The organism is Pontibaca salina (assembly GCF_016307205.1).
GTDB classification, from domain to species: Bacteria; Pseudomonadota; Alphaproteobacteria; order Rhodobacterales; family Rhodobacteraceae; genus Pontibaca; species Pontibaca salina.
In genome coordinates this window covers 25,252-50,674 of record NZ_JAEIJD010000009.1, presented here as the reverse complement: position 1 = coordinate 50,674, position 25,423 = coordinate 25,252, and the positions used below count along the sequence as shown (strand labels likewise).

The following is a 25,423-nucleotide window of genomic DNA, read 5'->3' as shown; positions in this document are numbered from 1 at the left end:
AAACAGATCAATGGCAACTGAAATTCTCATGCCCGCCCTATCGCCGACCATGGAAGAAGGCACTTTATCCAAATGGCTGGTGAAAGAAGGCGACACCGTCTCGGCAGGCGATATTCTGGCCGAAATCGAGACTGACAAGGCCACGATGGAATTCGAAGCGGTAGACGAAGGCATCGTCGGCCGTATTCTGGTGAATGAGGGCAGCGAAGGGGTCAAGGTGAACACCCCGATCGCGGTCATGGTCGAAGACGGTGAAAGCGTCGACGATGCGGCGCAGGCCGTCGAAACGGCGCAGACCAAAACGCCGGAATCTGCCCCCAAAGCAACCGCCGCCAGCCCCGCCGCCGCGGCCCCCGAACCCGATACCAGCCCGGACTGGCCCGAAGGCACCAAGCTGAAGCAGCAGACCGTCCGCGAGGCGTTGCGCGACGCCATGGCCGAGGAAATGCGGCGCGACGAAGATGTGTTCCTGATGGGCGAAGAAGTCGCGGAATATCAGGGCGCCTACAAGATCTCTCAGGGGTTGCTAGATGAATTCAGCGCGCGGCGGGTGATCGATACGCCGATCACCGAACACGGCTTTACCGGTCTCGCCGTGGGTGCGGCCTTTGGCGGGCTGCGCCCCATTGTCGAGTTCATGACCTTCAACTTTGCCATGCAGGCGATGGATCAGATCGTGAACTCGGCGGCCAAGACATTGTATATGTCTGGTGGCCAAATGGGCGCGCCAATGGTCTTTCGCGGCCCCAACGGCGCCGCCGCGCGGGTTGCGGCGCAGCACAGTCAGGACTTCGCCGCGTGGTTCATGCAGATTCCGGGTCTGAAAGTGGTGATGCCCTATTCCGCCAGCGATGCCAAAGGCTTGCTGAAGACCGCGATCCGCGATGACAACCCGGTGATCTTCTTAGAGAACGAAATTCTTTATGGGCGCAGTTTCGATGTCCCCGATATCGACGATTACACGGTGCCTTTCGGCAAGGCCCGGATTTGGCGCGAGGGCGAAGACGTGACCATCGTCAGCTTTGGTATCGGCATGAGCTATGCACTGGAAGCGGCGGAAATCCTTGCGAAAGACGGGATCGATGCCGAAGTAATCGACCTGCGCACATTGCGCCCGATGGACACCGCGACGATCATCAAATCGGTTCAAAAGACCAACCGCTGCGTCACCGTCGAGGAAGGCTGGCCGCAAGGCTCGGTCGGCAGCTATATCAGCTCGGTCCTGATGCAGGAGGCCTTCGACTGGCTCGACGCTCCGGTAATCAATTGCACCGGCAAGGACGTGCCGCTGCCCTATGCCGCCAATCTTGAAAAATACGCGCTGACCAGCACCGAGGAAGTGCTCGAAGCGGTGCGCAAAGTTACCTATAAATAAGGAGGAAGGGCCATGCCCACGGAAATTTTGATGCCCGCCCTCTCGCCGACGATGGAGGAAGGCACGCTTGCCAAATGGCTGGTCAAGGAAGGGGATACCGTTGCGGCGGGCGATCTTCTGGCCGAGATCGAAACCGACAAGGCGACGATGGAATTCGAGGCGGTGGATGAGGGAACGATCGGCAAGCTGCTGATTGGCGAGGGCACCGAGGGTGTCAAAGTCAACAGCCCGATCGCGGTGCTGCTGGCCGAAGACGAAAGCGTCGATGACATTGCGACCCGGGCGCAAACCACGCCAGAAGCCGCCCCGGCGGCTGCGGCGGGCGACAAGGCGGCCCCGGCAAAGGACACGGCGCAGCCCGCAGCGTCTGCACCGCAAACAGCCAATGGCGAACGTATCTTTGCCTCGCCGCTCGCCCGCCGGATCGCCGCCAACAAGGGGCTGGATCTGTCACAAATCTCTGGGTCTGGCCCGCGCGGTCGTATCGTCAAGGCCGATGTCGAATCCGCCCGCCCGCAGGACGCGGCGCGCAGCGAAGCGACCCCCACACCGATGGCCGCAGCCGTGGCTGCCGGCCCGTCAGCCGAGGCAGTGGCGAAAATCTATGCCGACCGGGATTACGAAGAAATCCAACTGGATGGCATGCGCAAGACCATCGCTTCGCGCCTGACCGAAGCCAAGCAATCGATCCCGCATTTCTATCTGCGGCGCGATATCCGTCTCGACGCTCTGTTGAAATTCCGCAGCACGTTGAATGCGCAACTCGACAGTCGGGGCGTCAAGCTTTCGGTCAATGATTTCATCATCAAGGCCTGTGCCTTGGCGCTGCAACAGGTGCCCACGGCCAACGCGGTCTGGGCGGGCGATCGAATTCTGAAATTGAAACCCTCGGATGTGGCTGTCGCTGTCGCCATCGAAGGCGGTCTGTTCACGCCGGTGTTGCGCGATGCAGAAGCAAAATCTCTGTCCGCGCTTTCCGCCGAGATGAAAGATCTTGCTGGCCGCGCGCGCGAGCGCAAACTTGCCCCACAGGAATATCAGGGCGGCAGTTTTGCGATCTCCAATCTGGGCATGTTCGGGATCGACAATTTCGACGCCGTCATCAACCCGCCCCACGGTGCGATCCTGGCGGTCGGCGCGGGGGTGAAGAAACCTGTGGTGGGTGATGATGGCGAACTGACGGTCGCCACGATCATGTCTGTCACCTTGTCAGTGGATCACCGTGTGATTGACGGGGCTCTGGGTGCGGAACTGTTGCAGGCAATCGTCGACAATCTCGAAAACCCGATGACCATGCTGGTCTGAAACTGGGCTGTTTGAGCACCGGATGAACCCGTTTTCACGCAATATGATCTGATCAGCGGCGCATCGATTGCGCCGCTGATCAGGCTCACATCAGTCGTAATCGGGAAACAATTGGTTCATGCTGACCGACGGCTGACCGCAGCCCGATTTCCCGACGATCCGGGCTGGAACGCCCGCCACTGTCGTGAACGCGGGCACCTCTTGCAGCACCACCGATCCGGCCGCGATGCGGCTACATTCGCCGATTGGGATATTGCCCAAGACCTTGGCCCCGGCACCGATCAGCACGCCGTTGGCGATCTTGGGATGGCGGTCTTCCTTTTCCTTGCCGGTCCCGCCCAGCGTGACCGAATGCAGCATCGATACGTTGTCGCCCACCACGGCGGTTTCGCCGATCACGATGGAATGGGCATGGTCGATCATGATGCCCTTGCCGATTCGCGCGTTTGGATGGATGTCGACACCAAAAATCTCCGACACCCGCATCTGAATGAAATAGGCCAGATCGCGCTTACCCTGCGTCCACAGCCAATTGCCGATGCGATAGGCCTGAACCGCCTGATATCCCTTGAAGTAAAGGACCGGCTGCAACAGCCGATGACAGGCCGGGTCGCGCTCGTAGACTGCCACCAAATCGGCACGGGCGGCCTCGATCAGTTCGGGATTCTCGGCAAAGGCTTCGTCCGCGATTTCGCGCAAAACCACCATCGACATCTCGTTGGAATATAGTTTTGCCGCAAAGCGGTAGGACAAAGCCTTTTCCAGCGTCTTGTGGTGCAGGATACAGGCATGAATCAGCCCGCCCATCAGCGGCTCCTTACGGATGGCCTCCTGTGCCTCGTCCCGGATCCGGTCCCAGACGGGATCGACCGGAGAAATGTTCCTGCGTATCTCAGCCATGGCAACCTCTCTTTCGTTGCGCCCATAATAGCTAAGTAACGCAGGAAACGCCAATCGCAAACCGACGAGCGATCATAGGCCTGCGCATCAAATGCAAGTCACCTGTTACGGCCATTCCCGGTGCCGCAATGGTGGTCGATCAGCGCACGCAACACCAATTTGAAACAATGGCAGTAATCCACATCATCGAATCCCGGCTCATCCGCCAGCGGCCAGTTGCGCGCCGCCGCCATGAGCGAGCCATTGCCCCAGATCGGATGCACGCGCCCGTTCTCGCGGACATGGTGGTCGGCCTGCTGAGCCTGCCGAATCATCTGTCGACAGACCGCGTCGCGCGCTTGTGGCGGCAGCACCAGCAACGCCCGCGCGGCGCTACTGACATCGCCATGTAGAATTGGCCGCATCAGCCCGGCACCCTGACCATCACACCCGGCCCTTCCCCATAGCGCGCGGAAATCTGCGCCACCTCGATGCAAGTCGACCCATCGGCCCCGTCCTCTGCCTGCATGGCACTGGAATAGACCCATTCCGGTGCGCTCACCGTCGCCGAGCGCAGAACTTTGCCGCCATCTCGAACCTGCACCAGATAGGTTTCCTGTCCCTCGCCAAGCGGTACCTCGAGTCCGTCCCAGCGATCACCGTCGATCCGCGTACGCCGCACCCAGCACACGCGCAGATCGCCCCCTAGCATCGGTGCAAGGCGCAAATGACTGGGCGCATAGGGCCGCAACCCGTTCCCGTCGAACGCCTCGACTTGGTGCACATAGATCGGATCGTCATAGCCACGTTGCGCCGGACCGATGCGGAAATTCTGCGCCACCCGGCGTTGCACGCTGTTCAGCGCAATCTGGCGCACCGCCGCGTCAACAAGCACAAACCACGACCCCGCCGGCCACATGTCTGGCATCAGCGCATCGCTGCCCAATTGCCCCCGCAGCCGACCCGATAACCACCATCTGTCACGATCGATCAACTCGGCCTGCTGGAACTGGAACAGCTCCCACCGATCCGCCGACCCGTCGCCGATGGCCGCAAGATTCGCCCCGTTCAAAACCGCCTCGCGGCTGCGGCTTTCTAGCCCGCCGCCAAATAATTTGACCTCAAGCGGCGCACCCCAATCCCAAAGCCCCGGCCGAGCGCGGGGCAGCGGCGTCTGCGTCTGGCCGATCGCTGCACGCGCCGCGATCATCCCGTTCAACGTATAGTTGTCATCGCTCCCCGATGCATAAACCGCCACCGAACCCGGCCAGGGCGTTGCCGTCGCCGCAATATGCGGGGCATGGGGCAGCTCGTCGCCGCTCATCAGGGGCAGATCCAAAAACAGCGGCAGAATCGGCACTGGCGGTTCAAAGGCCGTAGAAGGGGGGGCATCATCTGCCGTTTCCGCGGGTAGATACACCTCCGGCTCGATCCGCACCGCCTCAATCAGTTGTAGATCCGATTGCTCGACCCGGTCGATCCGATAAAGACCGCCCTCCGCGTCCCTATCCCCCGCAAGACGCACCACATCGCCCGCGCCGCAAGCCATCAACGAGGGCGGCAAGGCAAACCGCACCGTGTCCCGCGCCAGCCGGGCCTCGGTCAGCCAGCGCTCGACCGTCTGCCGCCCTTCGGCACGGGTCATCGCCAGCGGCAAGTCGCTTGTGGTGACCGCATGGGTCGCCGCATCGGGCAAGACCGCCTCCTCGGTGGCGACATCGTGATCGCTCCCCGACTGGATGAACCGCACCCGCACCCGGCCTGAAAGCTCCGCCTCGCTGTCGCGCAGCCGCTCGATCAGCCCCTCGGTTTCGCCGCTTTCGGCCAGTGTATCGCGGGCCAATTCCTGCGGATGGACAAGCCCGCGCATGACAAATTTCAGCACCCCGTCGCGCTCGATGGCGTCGAAACCATAGCGCAGCATCAGCGGCTGTAGGGCTTTGCGCGCATCGGCGACCTCCTCGACCACGTAACCGCGCACGATGCCGTGCAACATCGACGTATCAATCGCCGACACGCCCGCGCGGCGGCAGATCTCCGCCACGACCGAGGCCAGCGTCCGGCTGCCCGTGCGCCCGTTCAGCCAATGGCCGCGCGCATGGTTGGCACCGTCGCTCCACTGCTCGCGATTATTGGGAAAGGCTGGAAATGGGCGCGCATCCCAGGCCCAGACATAGGTATTCGCCAGATCCAGCATCGGCGCGGCGTAGACTTCAGAAACCGGGTTGTTTTCGGGCTGCCGCCAATGGCCCAGAACCGCCTCAAGGTATCGACGCTGGATCAGATCGTCGCGCTGACCATTGGAATAGTGCGGAAGGCTCGATTCCGACGACATGCCGTCAAGAAACTTATTGGGCTGGTTGGTCCCCTTGTCCACCGAAGCGCAGCCCAGTTCGGTGAACCAGATCGGTTTTGATTGCGGCACCCAAGCCGTCGCTGCCGCCTGCCGGAGCCCGCCGATGCGCTCGTGATGGGGGTTTTGCCACCAGCCACGAATATCCTTGTAACGCCAGATCCACTTCTCCTCATGTGCGCCATCGGTGATCGGCGTGCGGATCTGGGCCGCCCGCGCCTCGGGCGAGTGATAGAACCAATCAAAGCCCTCGCCACCCTCGACATTGGATTCGAGATAGCCGCGCGCATGGATGCTATGCCATCCCGCCGCCGCATCGGCATGTTCGTCCCCATCGCGCCAATCCGACAGCGGCATGTAATTGTCGATCCCGATAAAATCGATATTATCATCGGCCCAGAGCGGATCGAGATGGAAATACCGATCGCCGCTGCCGTCCTGCGGCTGATAGCCCCAATATTCCGACCAATCCGCCGCATAGCCGATCTTGGTTTGCGGCCCCAACAGCGTGCGCAGCTCGGCTGCAAGCGCGCGCAGCGCCGCCACAGCGGGAAACCCCGCCGCCCCGCGAATCTGTGTCAGGCCGCGCATTTCCGATGCGATGCAAAAAGCGTCGACACCACCCGCCGCCGCACAGAGCGCAGCGTAATGCAGGATGAACCGGCGCAAGCCCCATTCCTGCGGCCCGTTATAGTCCACCCGCCCTTCGCTGATCTGAAAATCGCTGGCGCTGGCCGACCCGAAGAAGGCCGCGACCTCCTGTTCTGCCTGCACCGTTCCATCGGGCGAGCCCTCCTGCCCCGGTGCCGCCGACAACGTGACCCGCCCCCGCCACGGCAACGCCGGCTGGTTCTGCGCGCCGCTCCATGGATCAGGCAGGCCGTTGCCCTCCTGTTGATCCATCAGGATGAACGGATAGAACATCACCCGCTGCCCATTCTCGCGCAGGTGCCCGATGGCCTCGAGCACCGAATCGTCCGCGGGTGTGCCGCCATAGATCGGCCGCCCCTCGCGCTGCGCGATTTCCTCGGCACCGCCACGTGTCAGCCCGGCGACCTGCCAGGCCATATTGCTCCCCTCATGTGCCTGACGCTCGACCTTGGGCTTGATCCGGCACTCGCCGCAGCGCAGGTCATCGCCGAACCAGGCCACCACCAGCGCGGTCGCGCTGCAATTGGGCAGTTCCTCAACCAGTGTTTCGACCGATGTTGCAAAATCGCTTTTGCCCGAGGGCGAATAGGTGTTGGCCGCCCATTTGCTGCCCGGCCCATCCGAATAATAGACCGGTGTCGTTGCCAACGCATATTCACCGGTCCCCGGTATCAGCGCCACGCCGGTGACCGATTGTGCGGGATCGTCGGCGAAATCCGGTGCATCCGGTTGCGCCGCGCGGATCACCTCAAAGGAAAACTGCGGCACCCGATTGCCGAACGGTGCCAGCGCCAGATCCTCCATCACCACATAGGCCGTGCCGCGATAGGCCGGCACCATGCCCGCACCCTCGATTGCTTCAATCACCGGATCGGGCTGCTGATCGCGCTTTCCGGTATAGACGCGCAGGTTCAGATCGTCGCGCGCCAGCTCCTCGCCATCGGCCCAAACGCGCCCGACGGTCAGGATCTCACCCTCACATAGCGCGATGGCCAGCGACACGGAGTAGCTGTATTCCGTCGTCTTCGGCTTGCGCGGTGCACCCTTTCCGCCCCCGCTGGTGGCTTTATCCTCGCGAAAATCCGAGGCCCAAATCACCTGTCCGCCCAGCCGGCAACGGCCATAGACCTGTGCAATCGGCATGCCTTCGCCCGCATGGGTCAGGCGAAAGCGGTCCACCTTGCCGGTCGCAACCGGGGCCGACCCTGCCCCCAATAGCCGCTCATCGATCACCCGCCCCAGTGTTGCCCCAACCGCGCGCCCGATCGCGACCGAAGACAGCCCCGCCACCGTGCCCCCGATCGAGCCGCCGATGGCCGCACCCGCAGCCGAAAATACTATCGTCGCCATCACCCGTTCCCCTGCGGAAAGTCAAAACACGCCACGATGCGCCGCCGCCAGGGCGCGCTTAACGGGCTTTCGATCACCCCATGCCCGGAATAGGCATGGACGAAACGGGCGGCATCGCCGGTCGTCGTCACGATCCCAAGATGTTTGGCCACGGAACCGGCGCGCATCCGGAACAGCACGACAGTCCCCGGCACCAAAGAGATCGCCGGACGCTCCTCCAGATGCCGCCGCGCCGCCGCCCACAAACGCTCGTCAAGCTGCGGCTCGGCCCAGTCCATCGAATAGGGCGGCACCGGTTCGGGCTCCTCCCCGTACAGCCCGCGCCAAACCCCCCGGATCAGCCCCAGGCAATCGGTCCCCGCCCCGCGTGTCGCCGCTTGATGGCGATAGGGCGTGCCGATCCAGCTCCGCGCCGCCGCCACGATACATTCCCGCTGATCGCTCATCGCCGGCTCCCCCCAGTATTGGCAGTCGACGCTTTCGGCACCGCCATCACCCAATCTTCGCCGGGAATGTCGGGAAACCCCTGAAAATTGATCAGATTGTCAAATTTCAGGCGGCAGGTCTCCAGTCCCTTGTCGCAGCCCGGTTCCAGCCGCACTCGCTCGCCCGGTGCAAGGTTCGCGCGGATCGGCTCCCACAGCTCGATCACACGGGTGTTGTCTTCGAACCGGTCATGTTTGATCAGCCCCCACAGCCCCTTACCGGCACCGTCGAGCACGCTCAGGCGGCCCCGCGCGAACCAGCCGGGTTCGAATTCGAGCAGCCCCTCCCAGCGGAATATCCGTTGCTCGGCAACATCCGCGATGGGGCGTGTCTCGGCATAACCGGGCCGATCCAGATCAAAGCCGCAGGCGCTATCGCCCAGCACCGCCGTGCAGGGTTTCTGATAGACCCGCCCCAAGGGCCGGTTCAGCGCTTCGGTCAGCCCGCGCAGCTCGGCATGGAAGGCCCCGCCGCTGCGCCGGATCTGTCCGATGGTGCCGCGAAACTGCAACCAGCGCATGCTGACATCGGCCCAGTTCACCAGCCAGGCAAGCACCTCAGCCGCGTCAAAGCGGCCCGCCTCGATATCCGCCTCACGGATCGACGCATCGCTCAGCGCGCCGATTGCCTCGCTATTGTCCACCGCCAACCCGGTGCCTTGCTGCAGCGCCAACGCCGACATGCCGCTATCGGCACGGAACGTGATGCCGTCGAATGCCAACGCGCAATCGTGATCGGTAAAGCCATAGCAGACGCCGTCTTTGCGCGTGATCATCCAGGCCCGGCACAGGGTCGTCAGACCACTGGCAAGATGCGCCTGAAACCGCTCATCCATCCCGCTCATCACACCCGCACCTCCACCACCGGCACGTTGGGCACCTCGCCCGCCTGAAAACTGGCCACGCTGGTCTGAATGCGGTCGGTATCGAACCGCACCGGCACGTCGAATTCGAATCCCGCCTTAATCTCCATCGACTCGGCCGGAGGGTGGTAAAACACGATCTGCCCGGTGGTCAGATCCACGTCGAAATCGACCGCCTCGCGCATCTCGTCCTGTTCGATACCGATCCGCACGGTTCCCGCCACCGGTTTGTGGATTGGCCGCGCATAGTTGAACGCGCCCGAGCGGTAGGTCTTGATCAACTGGAACTCGCGGCGCTGCCCGTCTGCCACCGCAATCACCTGATCGGCAAAGCTGACCTCTGCCGTGGCACGCCCGGATTTGAAATCGGACCAGTCCTTCCAGCGAAAGCCGAACATCTGCCCGCGCCGCGCCTCGAAAAACGCAATCAGCGTTTCGACATCGTCCAGACTGCGCATCCCTAATCCGGCATCATAGCGCCGCCGCGAATGCGCCCAAGGGGTGTTGCGCTCCTCGAATCCGTTGGCCAACGTGACCACATCGGTGCGCCGCTCGGGCCCCCCGAGCGAGCCGAAGCTCAGGCTCGCCGGGAATCTCACCTCGTGAAAGCTCATTGCGTTTTCCCTTTCAGCCGGAATTATCGGTTGCGGTTGCCGCGCCCCATGGCGCGCCCCATTTGCGCCGCGATCTGGGCCTGACTGCGGCGAAAGCCCTGCACATCCGGGGTCGTGATGTTCATCACCACATTGACCGGGCCGGCACCGCCCGCGCTGCGCACTCCCAGCTTGCCGTCGGCCCCGCGTGCCAGCGGCATGATCGCCTCCGGCCCGGCCTCGCCCATCAACCCACGCCCACCGCGCATCGGAAAACTCACCGGCCCGCTGACCACGCCCCCATTGGCAAAGGGCAGCACCCGCCCCTGCGCGAACCCTGCGCCGTCGGCAAAGGGCAGCACCCCCTCGACCACGCTATTGACACCGTGCGCCAACATCCCACCAACCTGATCGGTGACCGGTTTCATGGCCGCGGAATAGGTGGTCTGGATCATCGACCGCGCCACCGTCTCCAAGGCGTCCGACAGTTTCACGCCATCAAAGACCAGCCCATCAAATGCCCGTCGCAGGCCTTTGGACAAACCCCGTTCCAACACCGCCACGTCTTTGCCGGTGGCCGCCAGCGTCTCGCGGATCCGGCGCAACTCACCGTTGAATCCCGCCGCCATATTGGCCGCCGCGCCCAGACTGTCCTCTAGCGCAGCGCTCTGTTGTTCCAGATCGCTGATCGCATCCTGCTCACTCATCGCCGTCTCCTTTCGGGTGGTCAGGCCAGGCCGCCAGCAATGCATCGAAGCCCGCCCGCGTCAGCGGTGCTGTTTCGCCGCCTTGGCCCAGCATCAGCCGCAATTCCGCCGGTGTCAGGCGCCAAAACACATCTGGAGCCAAGCCCAAGCCCTGCATCCCGGCCCGCATCAGCGCCGGCCAGTCAAAACCATGTGTCACGGCGCTGGCACCACAAAGGCGCGCGCCAGCAATTCCGCCGCGACCCGCGCCGCCGCCAGCGGCCCGCCTACGATGTCGGCGCGGGCCAGATCGGCGGGGGCCATGTCGTTGCCCCCGCCCCGCAATCCGGCGGCGATCAACGCCAGCACATCGCGTGCCGAAAAACCGCCGCTTTCGAACCGCTGCACCAGATCGACCAGCGACCCCGCCTCCAGCGTCTGTTCCAGTTCGGCCAGCGCACCCAGTGTCAATTTGAGCACCCGCCGCTGGCCGTCGATCACCAGCGCCGCCTCACCCGTCCATGGATTGGTCATCGCGATCACAGTGCGAGAAAAGTCAGCGCACCAGCGCTGGCCAGCGATAGGTCATAGGTCGCCTCCCCATTGTGGGAACCGGCATATTCGATCGCGGTCACTTGGAACGGCCCCTCGACAATGCCGAAATTTGGAATGATGACCTGAAAATCCGGCGTCAGCCCGTCAAAGAACAACTGCCGGGCGCGCTCGTCAGTGCCGGCATCGCGAAACACACCCGAGCCGGAAATCGCCGCCGAGCGCACCCCCACGCCGCCCAGCAACTCGCGCCAGCCGCCCTGGCTTTCCAGACTGGTCACATCGACGCTCTCGGCATTGAAACTGACCCGCGTGGCGCGCAGCCCCGCAATGGTCTGGAACTGGCCGTCGCCGGTCATATCCACCTTCACCAAGAGATCCTTGCCGTTTTGCACACCCATAGCCGTGCCTCCTTGCTCACACTGCCTGATCGTCTTCGACGCGGGCGCGAAATCGCAGGTCGATGCGCCGCACCCGTCCCGCACTGCCCGTGCGCCGCGCGGTGGCCCGTTCGAACCACAGCCCCACCATCCGCCCGCGCTCTAGCGTAAGATCGTGGTGCAGCAGCGCATCCCCGACTGCCCCCGCGACCGCCTTGGCGTGGGCGAAGCCAGCGACTTCGCTGATCACCGAAATCGTGAATCGATGCTCGGCCCCCGTGCCGCTGATATCGGAACGATCCCTCACCGTTTCGGCACCGATGCTTACATAGGTTTCTGGGATCGTGCCCAGCGGCAGCGCGTCATAGATTGCCGTGCCCACCAGCGCGTTCAGGCTGGGGTCCGCGAGAAGATGCTGCCAGACTGCGCCTTGCAGATCGCCTGCCATTGCATAAGTCATATTGCCACCTCCTCTTCAGCGAAACAGGTCAGATAGCGCCCAAAAGGATCACGCTCGGCCACCGCCCGGATCGCCATGACGCGCACGCCTTCGCGAAACCGCTGTCCGGCTTTTGGCCGCGACGATGCCCCGACCGGAGAGGCGCGTACGACCACACGCCAGCGCACTGTCGAAACCGGCATATCGACCTCGGCCCGTTCTCGGCCGCTGCGGATTGTTACCTCGGCCCAGACACAGCCGAGTGTGGCCCAACTTTCCACATAGCCACCGGCATTGTCGGGCTGGCGCACCGGGCTTTCCAATTCGAGTAGGCGCGATAGGTTCGGCAGTTTCATCACGCCACCCCCAGCCGCAGCACACGATAGCGCTGGATCAGGCTGCTGACGCCAAAGGGCATGCAGCCGGCGCTGAGCGCGGTTTCATGGCGATATTCGTAATAATGCGCCGCCAGCAGCAGCACCGCCTGGCCCAGATCGGCAGGCAGATCGTCCCATTCCTCGGCCAGGCCTGCGACCATGCGGATCACCACCTTGCCGCCCACCGGCACCGCCGGCAGCAGCGGGCCAACGGGCCGCAATCGCGGCCGCTGGCTGTCGGGCTCCAGCCGCACGTTCTCCAGCGGGATCGCCGTCTCGGTGCCATCAGCATCGGTTGTTAGGACAGTTACAATCGCCGACACCGGTACCACTGGCAGAACCTGCCCGGTCCGCTCACGCCAGTCTTCCAGCTCCCAGCCGAACTCGCGCCGGATCAGAACCTTGCCGGTGCGCGCTTCGATCGCGGCGATCGCCGCCCGCAGGAACCCAAGCAAGATGCCGTCCTGCAATTGGTCGTCGCCAAACCCGGTTCCCAGCCGCAGATGCGCCTTGAACCGGTCCACCGGCAAGGCTGCATCGGGTACCGTGGTCTCTTCGATCAACATCATTCCTACACTCCGCATGCTCCGCCCCCTCCGGGGCCAACCCAGTCTGATCGGCAGACGCGCACCACCTCACGTTGCTCGGACGGAGGGAGAGCAGCTAGACAACGCGAGGGATCTCACCCGGCACGCGCCTGCCACGGCCACGGTTTCTGCCGCGACCGTATCCGGCCCCTTACGCGGTGCCGAATTTCAGAAGCTTGATGGCGGCGAAATCGCTCACATCGCCGCCCACGCGCTTGGTGGCGTAGAACAGCACATGGGGCTTGGCGCTGAACGGGTCGCGCAGCACGCGCAGATCGGGGCGCTCGGCAATGGTGTAACCGGCGGCAAAATCGCCGAAGGCCACCGCCATCGCGTCCGCCTCCGGGTTGGGCATGTCCTCGGCAATCAGCACCGGATAGCCCAGCAGCCGCGCCGGTTCACCGGCGGCCAGACCGTCTGACCACAGGAACCGCCCGTCATTGTCCTTGAGCTTGCGCAGATGTCCGGCGGTTTTCGAGTTCATGACAAAGCTGGCATTGGCGCGGTATTGCGCACCCAGCGCATAGACCAGATCGATCACCGCCTCGCCGCCGCCGACATCGCCACTGACACCGGTCGGCACATAGCCCAGATTGCCCCAGGCCCAGATTTCATTGTCGACGACCGCATGGTTCAAAATGCCCCGCGGCTTGTCTTCGCCATCGCCATTGATAAAGGCTGCCGCTTCGGCACGGGCGAATTTGTCGGCGATGCGCCCCGCCAGCCAACCCTCGATGTCAAAAGCGCTGTCATCCAACAGCCGCTGGCTCGCCTTGGGCAGCGCGCTCAACTCGTGCAGCGGGATCGAAATCCGGTCGATCTGCGGCGTCCCGGTTTCCGCCACGGCGCCAGTCTCGCTGGCCCAGCCGGCGCCGACTTCGCCATGGTCGATCAGCATGTCATAGCTTGTCGCCTCGACATTCACGACTGCGGCCACCGCCCGGATCGACGCCGTGGAATTCAGGACCGACTGCACCCGCTCAGAGGTTTGCGGATCCACCAGAAACCCGCCGTCGCCGTTCACCGCAGTGGACATCGCCTTGCACTCGAATTCAAGGCCGCGCAGCCCGTCATCATCGCCCGAGCGCAGATAGGCGTTAAAGGCCTTTTGATGCGGAGCCCCGGCATCCGTACCTGCGGCCAGTTGCGGACGCGCCGCGGCGATTGAGTCTCTATTCAGCATGGTCACTCGCTCTTCCAATTGTTGCAGTCTGGTTCCAAACTCACCCTTGAAGCCTTTGAGTTCACTGACAAAGCCGGTCATTGCCTGCCTCACTTCGCGAATCATGGGCACACCGTCCCCGGCCAAGGCCGATCCATCGGACTTGTTCATCGTCACATCCTGTCTGTTGTCAGAATTCAGCGCGCAGTCAGTGTCGCGCCAGTTCCAGCCGCGCGTCCTCAAAGACCGCCGCCAACTCGCGCAGGGTGGCATCGGTTTCGTGACTCTCGCCCTTGGCCGCCACCCGCGCACTGGCCAGCATCGGGAACGTCACCAGCGACACCTCCCAAAGCTCCAGTTCGCTCAAGAGCCGCTGGCCCCTGTCGTTCTTGCTCGCCCGCTGTGTGCGATAACCGATCGACAGCCCATCAATCGCCCCCGCCGCGACCAGCGCGATCGCCTCGCGCCCGGCTTGGGTGGCCTCCAGAATTCGGCCCTTGACCCAAAGACCGCGCCCGTCCTCGCGCACCTCGTCCCAAACACCGATTGGCCGCGCCGGGTCGTGTTGCCACAACATTTTGACGCTCTGCCCGCGCGCCGCCAGCGCCTTCAGCGATATGCCATAAGCGCCCTGCTGCACCACGTCGCCGCCCTGATCCGCCTGTCCGAACAGGCTGGCATAGCCCGCGATCACCGCCCCGTCGCTTAGGCTCAGTTTGGCACCGAACCCGGCGAACTTGCACTCCAATCCGCTGTTGATCTGCATCAACTGCTCCTCATAAACCATTGATGTTTCGCTTTTCATGGTGCTGCCGCGATGATGGACTGCACCGCCTGACCCAGAATCATCGCCGCCACCCCGTAAACCGCCAGCCACAACCGCCGCTCCAATCGCTCCATGCCCGCTTCCAGTCGATCCAGCCGCCTGTTAAGGTTCTCATGATGGATCTGGGCGACCCGCTCATGGGCCGCTAAACGTAAGCCCGGCGCGCATTCGAATGGCTCATATTCTGACCGCCCCTCACGCATCCGCATCGGCCGCTGCCACCGTCGGCAGCCCCAGCAGCGCGCGCTTTTCGCCGTTGCTCAGAAAATCCGCCCGCGCCACCCGCGCCCATTGCGCATCGCGCTCGGCCGCCAGCGCCGGCACTTGGTCAAGATCGGGCTTCAGCTCCAGCACCTCGCCACTGAATCGCCCCAACCAGTCCGACAGCGCCGACGCCACCCGTGTCGCCAGCGGCAGCACCGTCAGGCGGTAAAAAGCCCGGTTCGCCTCTTGATAATTGGCATAGGTCGCATCGCCCTGGATCCCAAGCAGCATCGGCGGCACCCCGAAGGCCAGCGCGATCTCACGCGCCGCCGCCTCCTTGGTCTTGTGGAACTCCATGTCGCTGGGCGAGAACCCCATCGGCTTCCAGTCGAGCCCGCCTTCCAGAACCATTGGTCGCCCGGCATTGCGCGCACCCTGATAGTTTGCGCTGATCTCATCCGAGAGCCGCTGGAACTGGTCATCCGCCATGCTGCTGTGGCCATCACCGCCCCGGAACACCAGCGCTCCGCTGGGCCGCGCGGCATTGTCCAGCAGCGATTTCGACCAGCGGCTGGCGCTATTATGCACGTCCAGCGCCATCGCCGCCGCCTGTAACGGGGACAGTCCGTAATGATCGTCCTGCGGATGGAAGGATTTGACGTGGCAAATCGGCGAAACCGCCCCACTGGCATCAAACCGCACTTTCCGGCCGCCGACGCTGTATTCATAGCCGACCGGCCAGCCATCGCTGCCCGGAATCACGCTCATCCGGTCCGAACGCAGCACATGTAGCTCCACCGGCGCTGCCTGAGCGTCGATGCGGACCGCCTCGACATAGGCGTTTCCCGACAGCAGCATCTGCGCAAATAACGCCTCCATCAGCTCGGCCCGTCCCTGCGCCGGGTTGGGCTGACGCACCAATGCCAGCAGCGGATGCTGCTCATAGCGCCGATCACAATCCTGCAAGACCAGAGGCAGCGCTGCCGCTGCCTCGGCAATCAGCTTGACCGACCGGAACCCCACCGGATTGCCGGAAAACCCGGTTCGGGTCAGCGATATCGTATCGCGCGGGCTCCAGGCCACCCGCGCCGATCCGGCATAGGCCAGCACCCGCCCGGTCGCGCTTGCCTTGCTCTCGGGCACATTGGCCTTGGCTCTGCGACGCAAGAAATCAAATACCATTGTTGATGCTCCTATCTGTTCATCGCGTCGACATGCGCCAACCGGCCTTTCGCAAACCGTTTTGACAGAGCTTTCATAAAATTTGGCAAATCCACCGCGCGGTGATCACGCAACAGCGTCAGAGCACCCGCAGACGTGGCTGCAATAGCTGCCGCGAGGGCGCGATGATCAATTCATGCAGTGCCCAGACCAGCGCATCCACCCGGTCGGGCGAGCCCGCGCCCTCATAGCCGCGCGCGGTCATCAGGCACATCTGTTCTTCCAGCAGCTCCAACCCCGGCACATGCCGCACCCGCCCTTGCTCATAAAGCGCCGCGACCGGTTCGGCGCGCGCAGCCTTGCCGCGCGTGGCATGCACCGCCTTGAACGGCACCAGCGGATCCACCTGTCGGATCACTTCCTCCACCAGTTGGCCACCTTGGTTCACCTCAGCGATCAGCCGCTCGGCCCCGAATTGCTCCATCGCCGCAATCGCCGCTCTGGCCCAGCCCGTCGGACTGACCCCCTGCACCGTGCAATCGGCCAGCACATAGGCACGCCAATCCTGTGGTGGCCCTTTCGTGCAAGCCCCGACCACGATGATGCCACATTCATCCGCAGCCCCGCCTGCACTTATTGCGGGGTCCAGCGCCACGACCACGCGGTCCAGCGCCGGTACATCTGCAATCCACGCCGTTTCCAGCGCCGAACCGGTCCACAGCGCGCCCTCGGTATCCGCCAGCAGCACGCCATCCAGTTCCTGCCGCCCCAGCCGCGTGCCGGCATAGCGCGTGCGCACCTCCTCCAGAAAGCCCGCCGCCAGATTGGCCCGATTGGCCTCGGTCGGCGCATGGGTGACCACGGTCGATGGTGCCGCCAGTAATCGTTTCAGCACCCCGACATTGCGCGGCGTCGTGGTCACGCACACCCTTGGGTCATCCCCGAGCCGCAAGGTAAATTGCAGCATATCCCAAGCTTCATCCGCCTTTTTCCACTTGGCCAGTTCATCGGCCCAGGCGGCATCGAATTGTGGCCCGCGCAACGCCTCGGCATCATGTGCCGAAAACGCCTGCGCCGAGGCCCCGTTCGGCCAGACCAGTTTACGTTCACTCGCTTTCCAGATGGGACGACGATCCGGGGGCGAGCACTCCAATATGCCGCTCTCGCCAAATACCATCACGTCGCGCACCTGATCGTAAGTTTCGCCCACCAGCGCCAGACGCCGCGCGCGCCCCCGGCTCAGCGGCGTGCCACCCTCGACCTGTCGGCGCATCCATTCGGCCCCCGCCCGCGTCTTGCCTGCCCCTCGTCCGCCCATAACCACCCAGACCCGCCAATCTCCCAAGGGCGGCAACTGGTGCGGCAATGCCCAGAACTCGAACAAAAAAGGGAGGGCCCAAAGCCCTCCCTCTCCAATCTCATTCAGAAATCTTTCCCGGGTCGCAACAGGCGCGCAAGCGAGCCAATCTGCACCCGACCTCAAGTCGAGCCTGCACCAGGTCGAGCGCTTGCCCGCCCTGTATGTTTCCGGCCTGTCTCTGTTGTTGTTGTTCGACAAGGCTTGCCTCCACCTTTTGGCAGGTTCGTAGCAGCGCTTCGACCGCCGCAACCCGTCTGGTTCCCGTTACAAGATCTGCATCCTCCCCGGCCTGTAACTGCCTGCTCAGGTCTTCCGCCTGTCGGCGCAGGTCGCGAATCGAATCCTCCAGCGACGCCAGCAATTCCGCCGTCCGGTGAATGCGCTCTTCGGGGGTAATCAAAGTCATGCTTGTTCATCGACCTCATGCGAAAATGATCTCCGCACGACAGAAATAAAAAAAGCGACCGGCAGGATCACCCCTGCAGTCGCTTGCTCATTTCCCCTAGCATGACACAACCTATACGTGAAACCGTACGGATTGTCAACCCATAACGCAACGAAGCCAAACGCGTATAGCGCAGCTCACCTCGCTATACGCGCCGAAATCACTGCCCCGGTCGGTTCGCCTCGATCTGGCGCCATTTGGCGACATTGCGGTTATGTTCTTCCAGCGTTTTTGCAAATGCATGTCCGCCGGTCCCATCGGCCACGAAAAACACGTAATCCGTTGCTGCAGGAGCCACTGCAGCCTCAAGACTGGCCAATCCGGGATTGGCGATCGGTGTTGGCGGCAAACCTTCAATCACATAGGTGTTCCACGGCGTCGCCTTGCGCAATTCACTTTGCCGCAATCCCCGACCCAAGACGCCTTTGCCTTTGGTCACCCCATAGATCACCGTCGGGTCAGTCTGCAATCGCATCCCCCGCTCCAGCCGGTTCACAAATACGCTGGCCACCTGCCTGCGCTCATCCGGCACGCCGGTTTCCTTTTCGATGATCGACGCCAAAATCAGCATTTCCTCGGGGCTCTCCAACGGGATCCCTTCCGCACGGCTTTCCCACGCAGCAGCAATCCGAAGATCTTGCCGCCGCTCCATCAGCGCGACCAGATCGGCGCGCAGTGTGCCCGGTGTTACCTCATAGCTGTCCGGTGCCAGTCGGCCCTCGGCCGGGACCTCCGCGACCTCGCCTTCCAGCACATCAATCGCCTTCAGCGCCTCGATCACCTGCCAGCTGGTCACGCCTTCCGCCAGCGCAATGCGATAGCGCGTATCGGTCTCGCCGCGCTTTTCAGCATATACCTCAGGAGCCTCTTCGGTGATCGGATCGAACTCGGCCAAGGGGGCAAACTCACTGGTCGCCGGGTCGAGTTCACGTATCCGTGCGATCGTGTGGTTCACACCGACTCGATAAACAATCTCTGTTCCGCAAGTGCTGGCGCCGCCGCGGGTGATTTGATCGACGATCTGCTCCATCGACGCACCGGGCTGCACCAGAAAGCTGCCGGCTTTCAGCTTGCCCGCCTTGTCGGTGTAATCCGCGCCGATGCGAAAGATCTTTGAGCTGCTGACAGCGCCTTTACCGGCCAAATCACGGCTGACTTTGCCAATATTCGATCCGCGCTCAACCCGAAGGCAGATGGCCTCGGCCAACGGGCCCTCCGCAGTATATTGGCGTTTCCCCCATAGGATCACGCCGCCAATCAGAAACAAGGCCACGAGCAGGAAGGTCACCATGTTCGAGGCAAGACTGCGCCACATTAGGTCACCTTTCCAAACAGGACGCTCGCATTGGTGCCGCCAAATCCGAAGGAATTGGACAGTGCCACATTGATTTCACGTTCGCGCTTGGCGTTCGGTGCCAGATCCACCGGCGTTTCCACTGCGGGATTATCCAGGTTGATCGTCGGCGGTGCCACCTGGTCACGGATAGCCAGAATCGAGAAGATCGCCTCGATCGCCCCCGCCGCGCCCAACAGATGCCCCGTCATCGACTTGGTCGACGACATGGTGACCGTGGCGGCTGCCTCGCCCATCATCCGCTCAACCGCCGCCAGTTCGATCGTATCCGCCATGGTGCTGGTGCCATGCGCGTTGATGTAATCCACCGCCGACGGCTCAAGGCCCGCATTTCCTAGAGCCGCACGCATCGAGCGTTCGGCCCCGTCGCCATCCTCGCTGGGTGCGGTAATATGATACGCGTCCCCCGACAGCCCATAGCCCAGGACTTCGGCATATATGGTCGCGCCGCGCGCCTTTGCGTGCTCGTATTCCTCCAACACCACAACGCCCGCGCCCTCGCCCATCACGAACCCGTCGCGATCTTGATCATAGGGGCGGCTGGCGGCCTGCGGATTGTCACTATATTTGGTGCTCAGAGCCTTGCAGGCATTAAAGCCTGCAATCCCGATCTCGCCAATCGCCGCCTCTGCGCCACCGGCGATCATCACATCGGCGTCGCCATATCTGATCAGCCGACTGGCATCTCCGATGGCATGCGCCCCGGTGGAGCACGCCGTAACGACCGAATGGTTCGGCCCTTTGAAACCGTAACGTATGCTCACCTGTCCGGAGATCAGATTGATCAGCGCACCGGGAATAAAGAATGGTGAGACCCGCCGCGGTCCCCGCTCTTTAAGCAGAACCGCGGTGTCGGCGATCGAGTTCAACCCGCCGATGCCCGAGCCCAGCATCACGCCGGTCCGCAGCCGGTCTTCCTCGGCCTCAGGCGTCCATCCGGCATCGCGCACAGCCATATCCGCCGCGGCGATTCCGAACAGGATGAAATCGTCGATCTTGCGCTGCTCTTTCGCCGGCAACCAGTCGTCAGCGTTGAAGGTCCCGTCGCCGCCATCGCCGCGCGGAACTTCACAGGCATAGGTTGTCGCTACACCGCTGGCTAACGCGTCAAAGCGCGTAATCGGTCCGGCTCCGGAACGCCCTTCCAGAATCCTCGACCAGCTTTCTTCAACTCCGCTGGCCAAAGGTGTCACCAGCCCTAGCCCTGTCACCACAACTCTGCGCATCCGTTGCCCTCTTGCCTTAATCCGCCTGCGTGCTCAATATTCACCGCTCTTACCGCGCGCAGGGGGATAGGGGCAAGAGCGCAGCGCAGGCGCAACTGTCGGTTTTCGTCGTTTCACTGCAGCTTTGACTACTGAAACTCGGCAATTGGCTCGGCTTCGGGGCGCGCCACCTCCAGAGCTTCGGCCAAAGTCACCGAACCGTCCAATAGCGCGCGGCCGATGATCGCTCCGGCAATATTATGCACATATTTCAGCCGCGCAACGTCATCAAGGCTGCGGATCACGCCGCTGGCAATGACGGGGGCGCGTGCCTTGGCGGCAAGTCCGGATATAATTCCCAATTGCGCATCGATCTCGCCGATATCGCTGTCGATATCAGTGACGATGATTCCCGCCAGAGGGAGATCGTCAAACCCCTCAATAAACCCCTCGGGGGTAAAGGCACTGGCTTTGCGCCAGCCGTCCACCATCACCTGGCCCTGCCACACATCAAGCGCCAAAGCGATTTGGGCGGGGTGGAATTTAACCAGATCACGCACCGCCTGCGGCTCCCATTTCGCCCAGCTGCCGATCACGATACTTCCCGCGCCCTTCTCCAGCCAATGCTCGACGACCTCGCGACTGCGGAAACCGCCGCCCAGTTGTACGGGTATCCCGGCAGACCGGATGATTTGCTCGATGAGGTCCGCGTTGTCGCCCTGTCGCGCCACCGCATCCAGATCGGTCAGATGCATCCACTCGGCCCCGGCCATGGCAAAGCTGCACGCCATCTCAACGGGGTCCACATCGTAGACAGTGGGTTTTTCCAGCCGACCACGGGTGAGCGTCACACATCGCCCCTGTCGTAGCTGTATCGTCGGATAAAGTTGCATGGACATCCCCTTTGCCAAGCCTGCGCGTCTGCAGGATCATAGCACACCCGGCCCACAATTTCATAATCTAGGACTTACCCGGAAAGTTATTTCCGCCTGCGCACGTATACCCGATCCAGGCCACGCAACAAAAAACGGCGCTTTCCCGTAGGAAAACGCCGTTAAAAAAACCTTGATCCGGAATTGGATCAGGAAGCGCCCTTGATGAATTTCACCGCATCACCAACAGTCTGAATCGTCTCGGCCGCATCGTCCGGAATCTCGATGCCGAACTCTTCCTCGAAAGCCATGACGAGCTCGACCGTATCCAGACTGTCTGCGCCCAGATCGTCGATGAACGAGGCACTCTCGGTCACTTTGTCCTCTTCGACACCTAGGTGTTCCACTACGATCTTTTTCACGCGGTCTGCGACATCGCTCATTTCTGTTCCTCGTTCCTTTACGGGCTATGAGCCCAAGTCTTCGCCCAAACCGGGCCGGTTATCCCGGTGGTCCGGGGTTGGAATTGCGGCACCAAGGGGCCCCGCTCGCGTATTTCCGGTGCCTATAGCACAGTCGGTAGCGATGGCAAACGCTTTCACGCGGTTACTGATCAAACCAAAACCGCCGCCACGCTCCCTCTCTCTCCGATAGTATATCGTCCTCGCTCAGACAAGCGAGGATCGTTTGCACCGTCAGATTTCAGCATGCAAATTCCGCCGCTAGCGGATCAAAGCATCGCCAAGCCGCCATTAACATGCAGCGTCGTCCCAGTGACATAGCCAGCTTGAGGGCTAGCCAAATAAAGCACGGCGGCGGCAATCTCATCCGAGGTTCCCATGCGGCCAAGAGGTACTTTGGTCAGCAAGGCAGATTTCTGCTCATCGGTCAGCTTATCGGTCATCGCCGTGGCAATAAAGCCGGGTGCGATCGCGTTCACGGTGATGCCCCGGCTGGCAACTTCATAGGCCAGCGATTTGCCCATACCGATCACACCTGCCTTGGCGGCCGCGTAATTGGCCTGCCCCGGATTGCCGATTGCCCCGACCACGCTTGAGATATTCACGATGCGACCCCAGCGCGCCTTCATCATGCCGCGCAGAACGCCGCGGCACAGTTTGAAGGTCGCGGTCAGGTTCACGTCGATGACGCTTTGCCATTCCTCATCCGAGGTGCGCATGAACAGGTTATCGCGGGTAATTCCGGCGTTGTTCACCAGAATATCCACTTGCCCCATCGCAGTGACAGCCTGTTTGGGCAATTCGTCAACCGCCGCCATATCGCTCAGATTACACGGCAATACATGGGCCCGCGTGCCAAGCTCCTCAGCCAGTGCCGCCAATGGCTCCTGACGGGTACCCGACAGGCCCACCGTGGCTCCGGCCTGATGCAGGGCGCGGGCGATGTCGCCGCCGATCCCGCCCGATGCGCCGGTAATCAGCGCGCATTTTCCGGTTAAATCAAACATTTTTTCTCTCCTGAGCGTTTTTCTTCCGCTTATTCAAAACCGGCCGCAGCTTCTTTCACTTCGTCCGGAGTGCCGATGGCGCGGGTCGTGATGCCACGATCGATGCGGCGGATCATGCCGGACAGCGCCTTGCCTGCGCCGATCTCCCAGATCTCGGTCACGCCCTCGGCGGCCATCGCCAACACGCTTTCGCGCCAGCGCACCGCACCGGTAATCTGCTCAACCAGCAAGGCGCGGATCTCTTCTGGCGCACTGACGGGGGCCGCTTTGACATTGGCAACCAGCGGCACCACCGGTGCCTTTATTTCGACCCCGTCCAAGGCCGCTTTCATGACGTTTGCGGCTGGCGCCATCAGCGCGCAATGAAACGGCGCGCTGACCGGCAACATCACCGCACGCCGGGCTCCGCGTTCCTTGGCCAGTTCGATCGCCCGTTCCACCGCTGCGGTATCGCCAGACACCACGACCTGCGCCGGGTCATTGTCATTTGCGGCCTCGCAGACCGCACCTTGCGCCGCCTCGGCTGCAACGGCGCGAACCGCATCAAGATCCAGGCCCAACAGCGCTGCCATCGCGCCCTGCCCAACCGGCACCGCATCCTGCATCGCCTGCCCACGCGTGCGCAACAGTCGCGCCGTATCGGCGACGCTGATGGCACCTGCCGCCGCCAAGGCCGAATATTCGCCCAGCGAATGCCCCGCCACAAAGCTGGCATTGCCGACCGTGACACCTTCAGCCTCAAGCGCACGTATCGCCGCCAGCGATGTTGCCATCAGCGCGGGCTGCGCGTTGCGCGTCAGGGTCAGCTCCGCAATCTCGCCCTCCCAAATCAAGTCGCTCAGTTTCTCGCCCAGGGCTTCATCGACTTCATCGAAAACCGCGCGCGCCTGCGGATAACTTTCTGCCAGCGCGCGGCCCATGCCGATAGCTTGTGCGCCCTGACCGGGAAATACGAATGCTGTGCTCATGATAACTCCGTCTGACAACGTGATTTGCATTAGCTTGCATGCCATCAAAGCACAACGCCTGAGCACATCTGCAATGATGCAAAAAGCGCTCGGAATTCCGTCCGCAGCCTTGCCGTGCACGTCATAGCGTGTATATGGGGCCATCCCGGCGCGATTGATTGAACCGCGCAGACTCTCGTGGCGGGGCTGCGACCGGGATACTGGCCCCTCCTATGAAATGCGCCTTGATACAAAACAGGAGTCCACATGCCACTCTATGAGCATGTCATGATTGCGCGTCAGGATCTGTCCAACACGCAAGCCGAAGGTCTGATCGAACATTTCGGCACCGTGCTGTCCGACAATGGCGGTACGCTGGTCGATCACGAATACTGGGGCGTCAAGACGATGGCCTACAGAATCAACAAGAACCGCAAGGGCCACTACGCCTTTTTGCGCTCGGATGCGCCGGCCACCGCCGTTCAGGAAATGGAACGTCTGATGCGCCTGCATGATGATGTCATGCGCGTGTTGACCATCAAGGTGGACGAGCACAAGGAAGGCCCGTCGATCCAGATGCAAAAGCGCGACGACCGCCGCGACCGCCGTTGATTCTCAGCCTTAGAAAAGGACACTAAACCATGGCCGCAAAACCATTTTTCCGCCGTCGCAAAGTCTGCCCCTTCTCGGGCGACGACGCACCGGTGATCGACTATAAAGACACCCGTCTGTTGCAGCGCTATATCAGCGAACGCGGCAAGATCGTGCCATCGCGCATCACTGCCGTCTCGGGCAAAAAGCAGCGTGAACTGGCCCGGGCAATCAAGCGCGCCCGCTTTCTGGCGTTGCTTCCCTACGCCGTGAAATAAGGAGACCCTGACATGCAAGTGATCCTTCTTGAACGCGTGGCCAAGCTGGGCCAGATGGGCGACGTCGTCGATGTCAAACCCGGCTTCGCACGCAACTACCTGCTGTTGCAGGGTAAAGCCCTGACAGCCTCGCAAGCTAATATTGCAGCCTTCGAGGAACAGAAAGCGCAGCTTGAAGCGCGCAACCTGGAAACCCGCAAAGAGGCCGAAGCCCTTGCCAAACGTCTGGAAGGCGAAACCTTTGTGGTGATTCGCCAAGCTTCCGATGGCGGCAACCTTTACGGTTCGGTCACCACCCGTGACGCAGCCGATGTCGCGACCGAGGGAGGGTTCTCCATCGATCGCAAACAGGTTCTGATCCGCACTCCGATCAAGGAGCTCGGCCTGCACGATATCGAAGTGCACCTGCACCCCGAAGTGATGGTCGTGATCTCACTTAACGTCGCGCGCTCGCCCGAAGAAGCCGAGCTCCAGGCAGCAGGCAAATCGATCCAGGAACTGGAAGCCGAGGAAGAGGCCGCTGCAGAATTCGAAATCTCCGAACTGTTTGAAGATGTCGGTGGAGCGGCAGCCGAAGACGCCGACCTCCAGCACTCGCTCAATGAGTCTGAGTCCGACGAGAACTAAGCGGAGCATATTTCGCCTCTAGAAAAACCCAAAGGCCGCGCCGGTGTC

At 62.4% G+C, this 25,423-nt stretch carries 30 protein-coding genes; 5 read left to right on the top strand and 25 right to left on the bottom strand.

Going from position 1 to position 25,423, the window contains the following annotated elements:
• Positions 1-10: 10 nt before the first annotated feature.
• Both JAO82_RS11190 and JAO82_RS11185 read left to right on the top strand, forming a co-directional pair.
• Positions 11-1,375, top strand: coding sequence for a pyruvate dehydrogenase complex E1 component subunit beta (locus JAO82_RS11190; RefSeq protein ID WP_198686468.1), 1,365 nt, complete (start codon positions 11-13; stop codon positions 1,373-1,375).
• 12 nt (positions 1,376-1,387) lie between these two features.
• Positions 1,388-2,680: a pyruvate dehydrogenase complex dihydrolipoamide acetyltransferase gene (locus JAO82_RS11185; RefSeq protein ID WP_198686467.1), complete on the top strand. Its 1,293-nt coding sequence runs from the start codon at positions 1,388-1,390 to the stop codon at positions 2,678-2,680.
• 90 nt (positions 2,681-2,770) lie between these two features.
• Here JAO82_RS11185 and cysE read toward each other — a convergent pair whose 3' ends face one another.
• From cysE to fabD, 25 genes are all read right to left on the bottom strand, one after another.
• Entirely contained in the window at positions 2,771-3,580 is an 810-nt protein-coding gene (cysE, locus tag JAO82_RS11180; RefSeq protein WP_198686466.1) for a serine O-acetyltransferase, read from the bottom strand.
• A 98-nt stretch (positions 3,581-3,678) separates the two neighbouring features.
• Positions 3,679-3,984, bottom strand: a complete 306-nt coding sequence (locus JAO82_RS11175; protein WP_198686465.1) for a DUF7742 family protein — start codon at positions 3,982-3,984, stop codon at positions 3,679-3,681.
• Positions 3,984-7,913 (bottom strand): baseplate multidomain protein megatron, encoded by a 3,930-nt coding sequence (locus tag JAO82_RS11170; RefSeq protein WP_198686464.1) that lies wholly within the window; start codon positions 7,911-7,913, stop codon positions 3,984-3,986. The genes JAO82_RS11175 and JAO82_RS11170 overlap by 1 nt, the downstream gene beginning before the upstream one ends.
• Positions 7,913-8,359, bottom strand: coding sequence for an NlpC/P60 family protein (locus JAO82_RS11165; protein WP_198686463.1), 447 nt, complete (start codon positions 8,357-8,359; stop codon positions 7,913-7,915). The genes JAO82_RS11170 and JAO82_RS11165 overlap by 1 nt, the downstream gene beginning before the upstream one ends.
• Positions 8,356-9,243, bottom strand: coding sequence for a DUF2163 domain-containing protein (locus JAO82_RS11160; protein ID WP_198686462.1), 888 nt, complete (start codon positions 9,241-9,243; stop codon positions 8,356-8,358). The genes JAO82_RS11165 and JAO82_RS11160 overlap by 4 nt, the downstream gene beginning before the upstream one ends.
• Positions 9,243-9,875: a phage distal tail protein, Rcc01695 family gene (locus JAO82_RS11155; RefSeq protein ID WP_198686461.1), complete on the bottom strand. Its 633-nt coding sequence runs from the start codon at positions 9,873-9,875 to the stop codon at positions 9,243-9,245. Before JAO82_RS11155 ends, JAO82_RS11160 begins: the two co-directional genes overlap by 1 nt.
• 23 nt (positions 9,876-9,898) lie before the next feature.
• Positions 9,899-10,561: a phage tail tape measure protein gene (locus JAO82_RS11150; protein ID WP_198686460.1), complete on the bottom strand. Its 663-nt coding sequence runs from the start codon at positions 10,559-10,561 to the stop codon at positions 9,899-9,901.
• Positions 10,554-10,730 (bottom strand): rcc01693 family protein, encoded by a 177-nt coding sequence (locus JAO82_RS11145; protein ID WP_232897363.1) that lies wholly within the window; start codon positions 10,728-10,730, stop codon positions 10,554-10,556. The genes JAO82_RS11150 and JAO82_RS11145 overlap by 8 nt, the downstream gene beginning before the upstream one ends.
• Positions 10,731-10,756: 26 nt before the next feature.
• Positions 10,757-11,074, bottom strand: coding sequence for a gene transfer agent family protein (locus JAO82_RS11140; RefSeq protein WP_198686458.1), 318 nt, complete (start codon positions 11,072-11,074; stop codon positions 10,757-10,759).
• Positions 11,075-11,079: 5 nt separating this feature from the next.
• Positions 11,080-11,493, bottom strand: a complete 414-nt coding sequence (locus JAO82_RS11135) for a phage major tail protein, TP901-1 family (protein ID WP_198686457.1) — start codon at positions 11,491-11,493, stop codon at positions 11,080-11,082.
• A 16-nt stretch (positions 11,494-11,509) separates the two neighbouring features.
• Positions 11,510-11,932: a DUF3168 domain-containing protein gene (locus tag JAO82_RS11130; RefSeq protein WP_198686456.1), complete on the bottom strand. Its 423-nt coding sequence runs from the start codon at positions 11,930-11,932 to the stop codon at positions 11,510-11,512.
• Positions 11,929-12,267: a head-tail adaptor protein gene (locus JAO82_RS11125; protein ID WP_198686455.1), complete on the bottom strand. Its 339-nt coding sequence runs from the start codon at positions 12,265-12,267 to the stop codon at positions 11,929-11,931. Before JAO82_RS11125 ends, JAO82_RS11130 begins: the two co-directional genes overlap by 4 nt.
• Positions 12,267-12,857, bottom strand: coding sequence for a head-tail connector protein (locus JAO82_RS11120; protein WP_198686515.1), 591 nt, complete (start codon positions 12,855-12,857; stop codon positions 12,267-12,269). The genes JAO82_RS11125 and JAO82_RS11120 overlap by 1 nt, the downstream gene beginning before the upstream one ends.
• Before the next feature lie 169 nt (positions 12,858-13,026).
• Positions 13,027-14,208: a phage major capsid protein gene (locus JAO82_RS11115; protein WP_198686454.1), complete on the bottom strand. Its 1,182-nt coding sequence runs from the start codon at positions 14,206-14,208 to the stop codon at positions 13,027-13,029.
• A gap of 37 nt (positions 14,209-14,245) precedes the next feature.
• The gene (locus tag JAO82_RS11110; RefSeq protein ID WP_198686453.1) at positions 14,246-14,803 is read right to left on the bottom strand and encodes an HK97 family phage prohead protease; all 558 of its coding nucleotides are present in this window, start codon (positions 14,801-14,803) and stop codon (positions 14,246-14,248) included.
• Positions 14,804-14,838: 35 nt separating this feature from the next.
• Positions 14,839-15,072, bottom strand: a complete 234-nt coding sequence (locus tag JAO82_RS11105) for a GTA head formation protein, RCAP_rcc01685 family (protein WP_408635537.1) — start codon at positions 15,070-15,072, stop codon at positions 14,839-14,841.
• The gene (locus JAO82_RS11100; RefSeq protein WP_198686451.1) at positions 15,059-16,249 is read right to left on the bottom strand and encodes a phage portal protein; all 1,191 of its coding nucleotides are present in this window, start codon (positions 16,247-16,249) and stop codon (positions 15,059-15,061) included. The genes JAO82_RS11105 and JAO82_RS11100 overlap by 14 nt, the downstream gene beginning before the upstream one ends.
• A gap of 118 nt (positions 16,250-16,367) precedes the next feature.
• The gene (locus JAO82_RS11095) at positions 16,368-17,711 is read right to left on the bottom strand and encodes a DNA-packaging protein (RefSeq protein WP_456299548.1); all 1,344 of its coding nucleotides are present in this window, start codon (positions 17,709-17,711) and stop codon (positions 16,368-16,370) included.
• Positions 17,647-17,994: a hypothetical protein gene (locus JAO82_RS11090; RefSeq protein WP_198686450.1), complete on the bottom strand. Its 348-nt coding sequence runs from the start codon at positions 17,992-17,994 to the stop codon at positions 17,647-17,649. The genes JAO82_RS11095 and JAO82_RS11090 overlap by 65 nt, the downstream gene beginning before the upstream one ends.
• Positions 17,995-18,193: 199 nt before the next feature.
• The gene (gene mltG / locus JAO82_RS11085; RefSeq protein WP_198686449.1) at positions 18,194-19,348 is read right to left on the bottom strand and encodes an endolytic transglycosylase MltG; all 1,155 of its coding nucleotides are present in this window, start codon (positions 19,346-19,348) and stop codon (positions 18,194-18,196) included.
• A complete protein-coding gene (fabF, locus tag JAO82_RS11080) occupies positions 19,348-20,613 on the bottom strand; it encodes a beta-ketoacyl-ACP synthase II (RefSeq protein WP_198686448.1) in 1,266 nt (421 codons plus the stop codon). The genes mltG and fabF overlap by 1 nt, the downstream gene beginning before the upstream one ends.
• A gap of 128 nt (positions 20,614-20,741) precedes the next feature.
• Positions 20,742-21,485: a 1-(5-phosphoribosyl)-5-[(5-phosphoribosylamino)methylideneamino]imidazole-4-carboxamide isomerase gene (locus JAO82_RS11075; RefSeq protein WP_198686447.1), complete on the bottom strand. Its 744-nt coding sequence runs from the start codon at positions 21,483-21,485 to the stop codon at positions 20,742-20,744.
• Between the two features lie 188 nt (positions 21,486-21,673).
• Positions 21,674-21,907, bottom strand: a complete 234-nt coding sequence (locus JAO82_RS11070) for an acyl carrier protein (protein ID WP_198686446.1) — start codon at positions 21,905-21,907, stop codon at positions 21,674-21,676.
• Positions 21,908-22,194: 287 nt separating this feature from the next.
• Complete coding sequence (gene fabG / locus JAO82_RS11065) at positions 22,195-22,932, bottom strand: 3-oxoacyl-ACP reductase FabG (RefSeq protein WP_198686445.1); 738 nt, start codon at positions 22,930-22,932, stop codon at positions 22,195-22,197.
• 29 nt (positions 22,933-22,961) lie between these two features.
• On the bottom strand, positions 22,962-23,900 hold the full coding sequence (fabD, locus tag JAO82_RS11060) for an ACP S-malonyltransferase (protein ID WP_198686444.1): 939 nt from the start codon (positions 23,898-23,900) through the stop codon (positions 22,962-22,964).
• 246 nt (positions 23,901-24,146) lie between these two features.
• Here fabD and rpsF point away from each other — a divergent pair, with 246 nt between their 5' ends.
• The 3 genes from rpsF to rplI are packed head-to-tail and all read left to right on the top strand — an operon-like array spanning position 24,147 to position 25,375.
• Positions 24,147-24,491: a 30S ribosomal protein S6 gene (gene rpsF / locus JAO82_RS11055; RefSeq protein WP_198686443.1), complete on the top strand. Its 345-nt coding sequence runs from the start codon at positions 24,147-24,149 to the stop codon at positions 24,489-24,491.
• 29 nt (positions 24,492-24,520) lie between these two features.
• Positions 24,521-24,748 (top strand): 30S ribosomal protein S18, encoded by a 228-nt coding sequence (gene rpsR, locus JAO82_RS11050; RefSeq protein ID WP_198686442.1) that lies wholly within the window; start codon positions 24,521-24,523, stop codon positions 24,746-24,748.
• Positions 24,749-24,760: 12 nt separating this feature from the next.
• A complete protein-coding gene (rplI, locus tag JAO82_RS11045; protein ID WP_198686441.1) occupies positions 24,761-25,375 on the top strand; it encodes a 50S ribosomal protein L9 in 615 nt (204 codons plus the stop codon).
• The last annotated feature ends 48 nt before the right edge of the window (positions 25,376-25,423 follow it).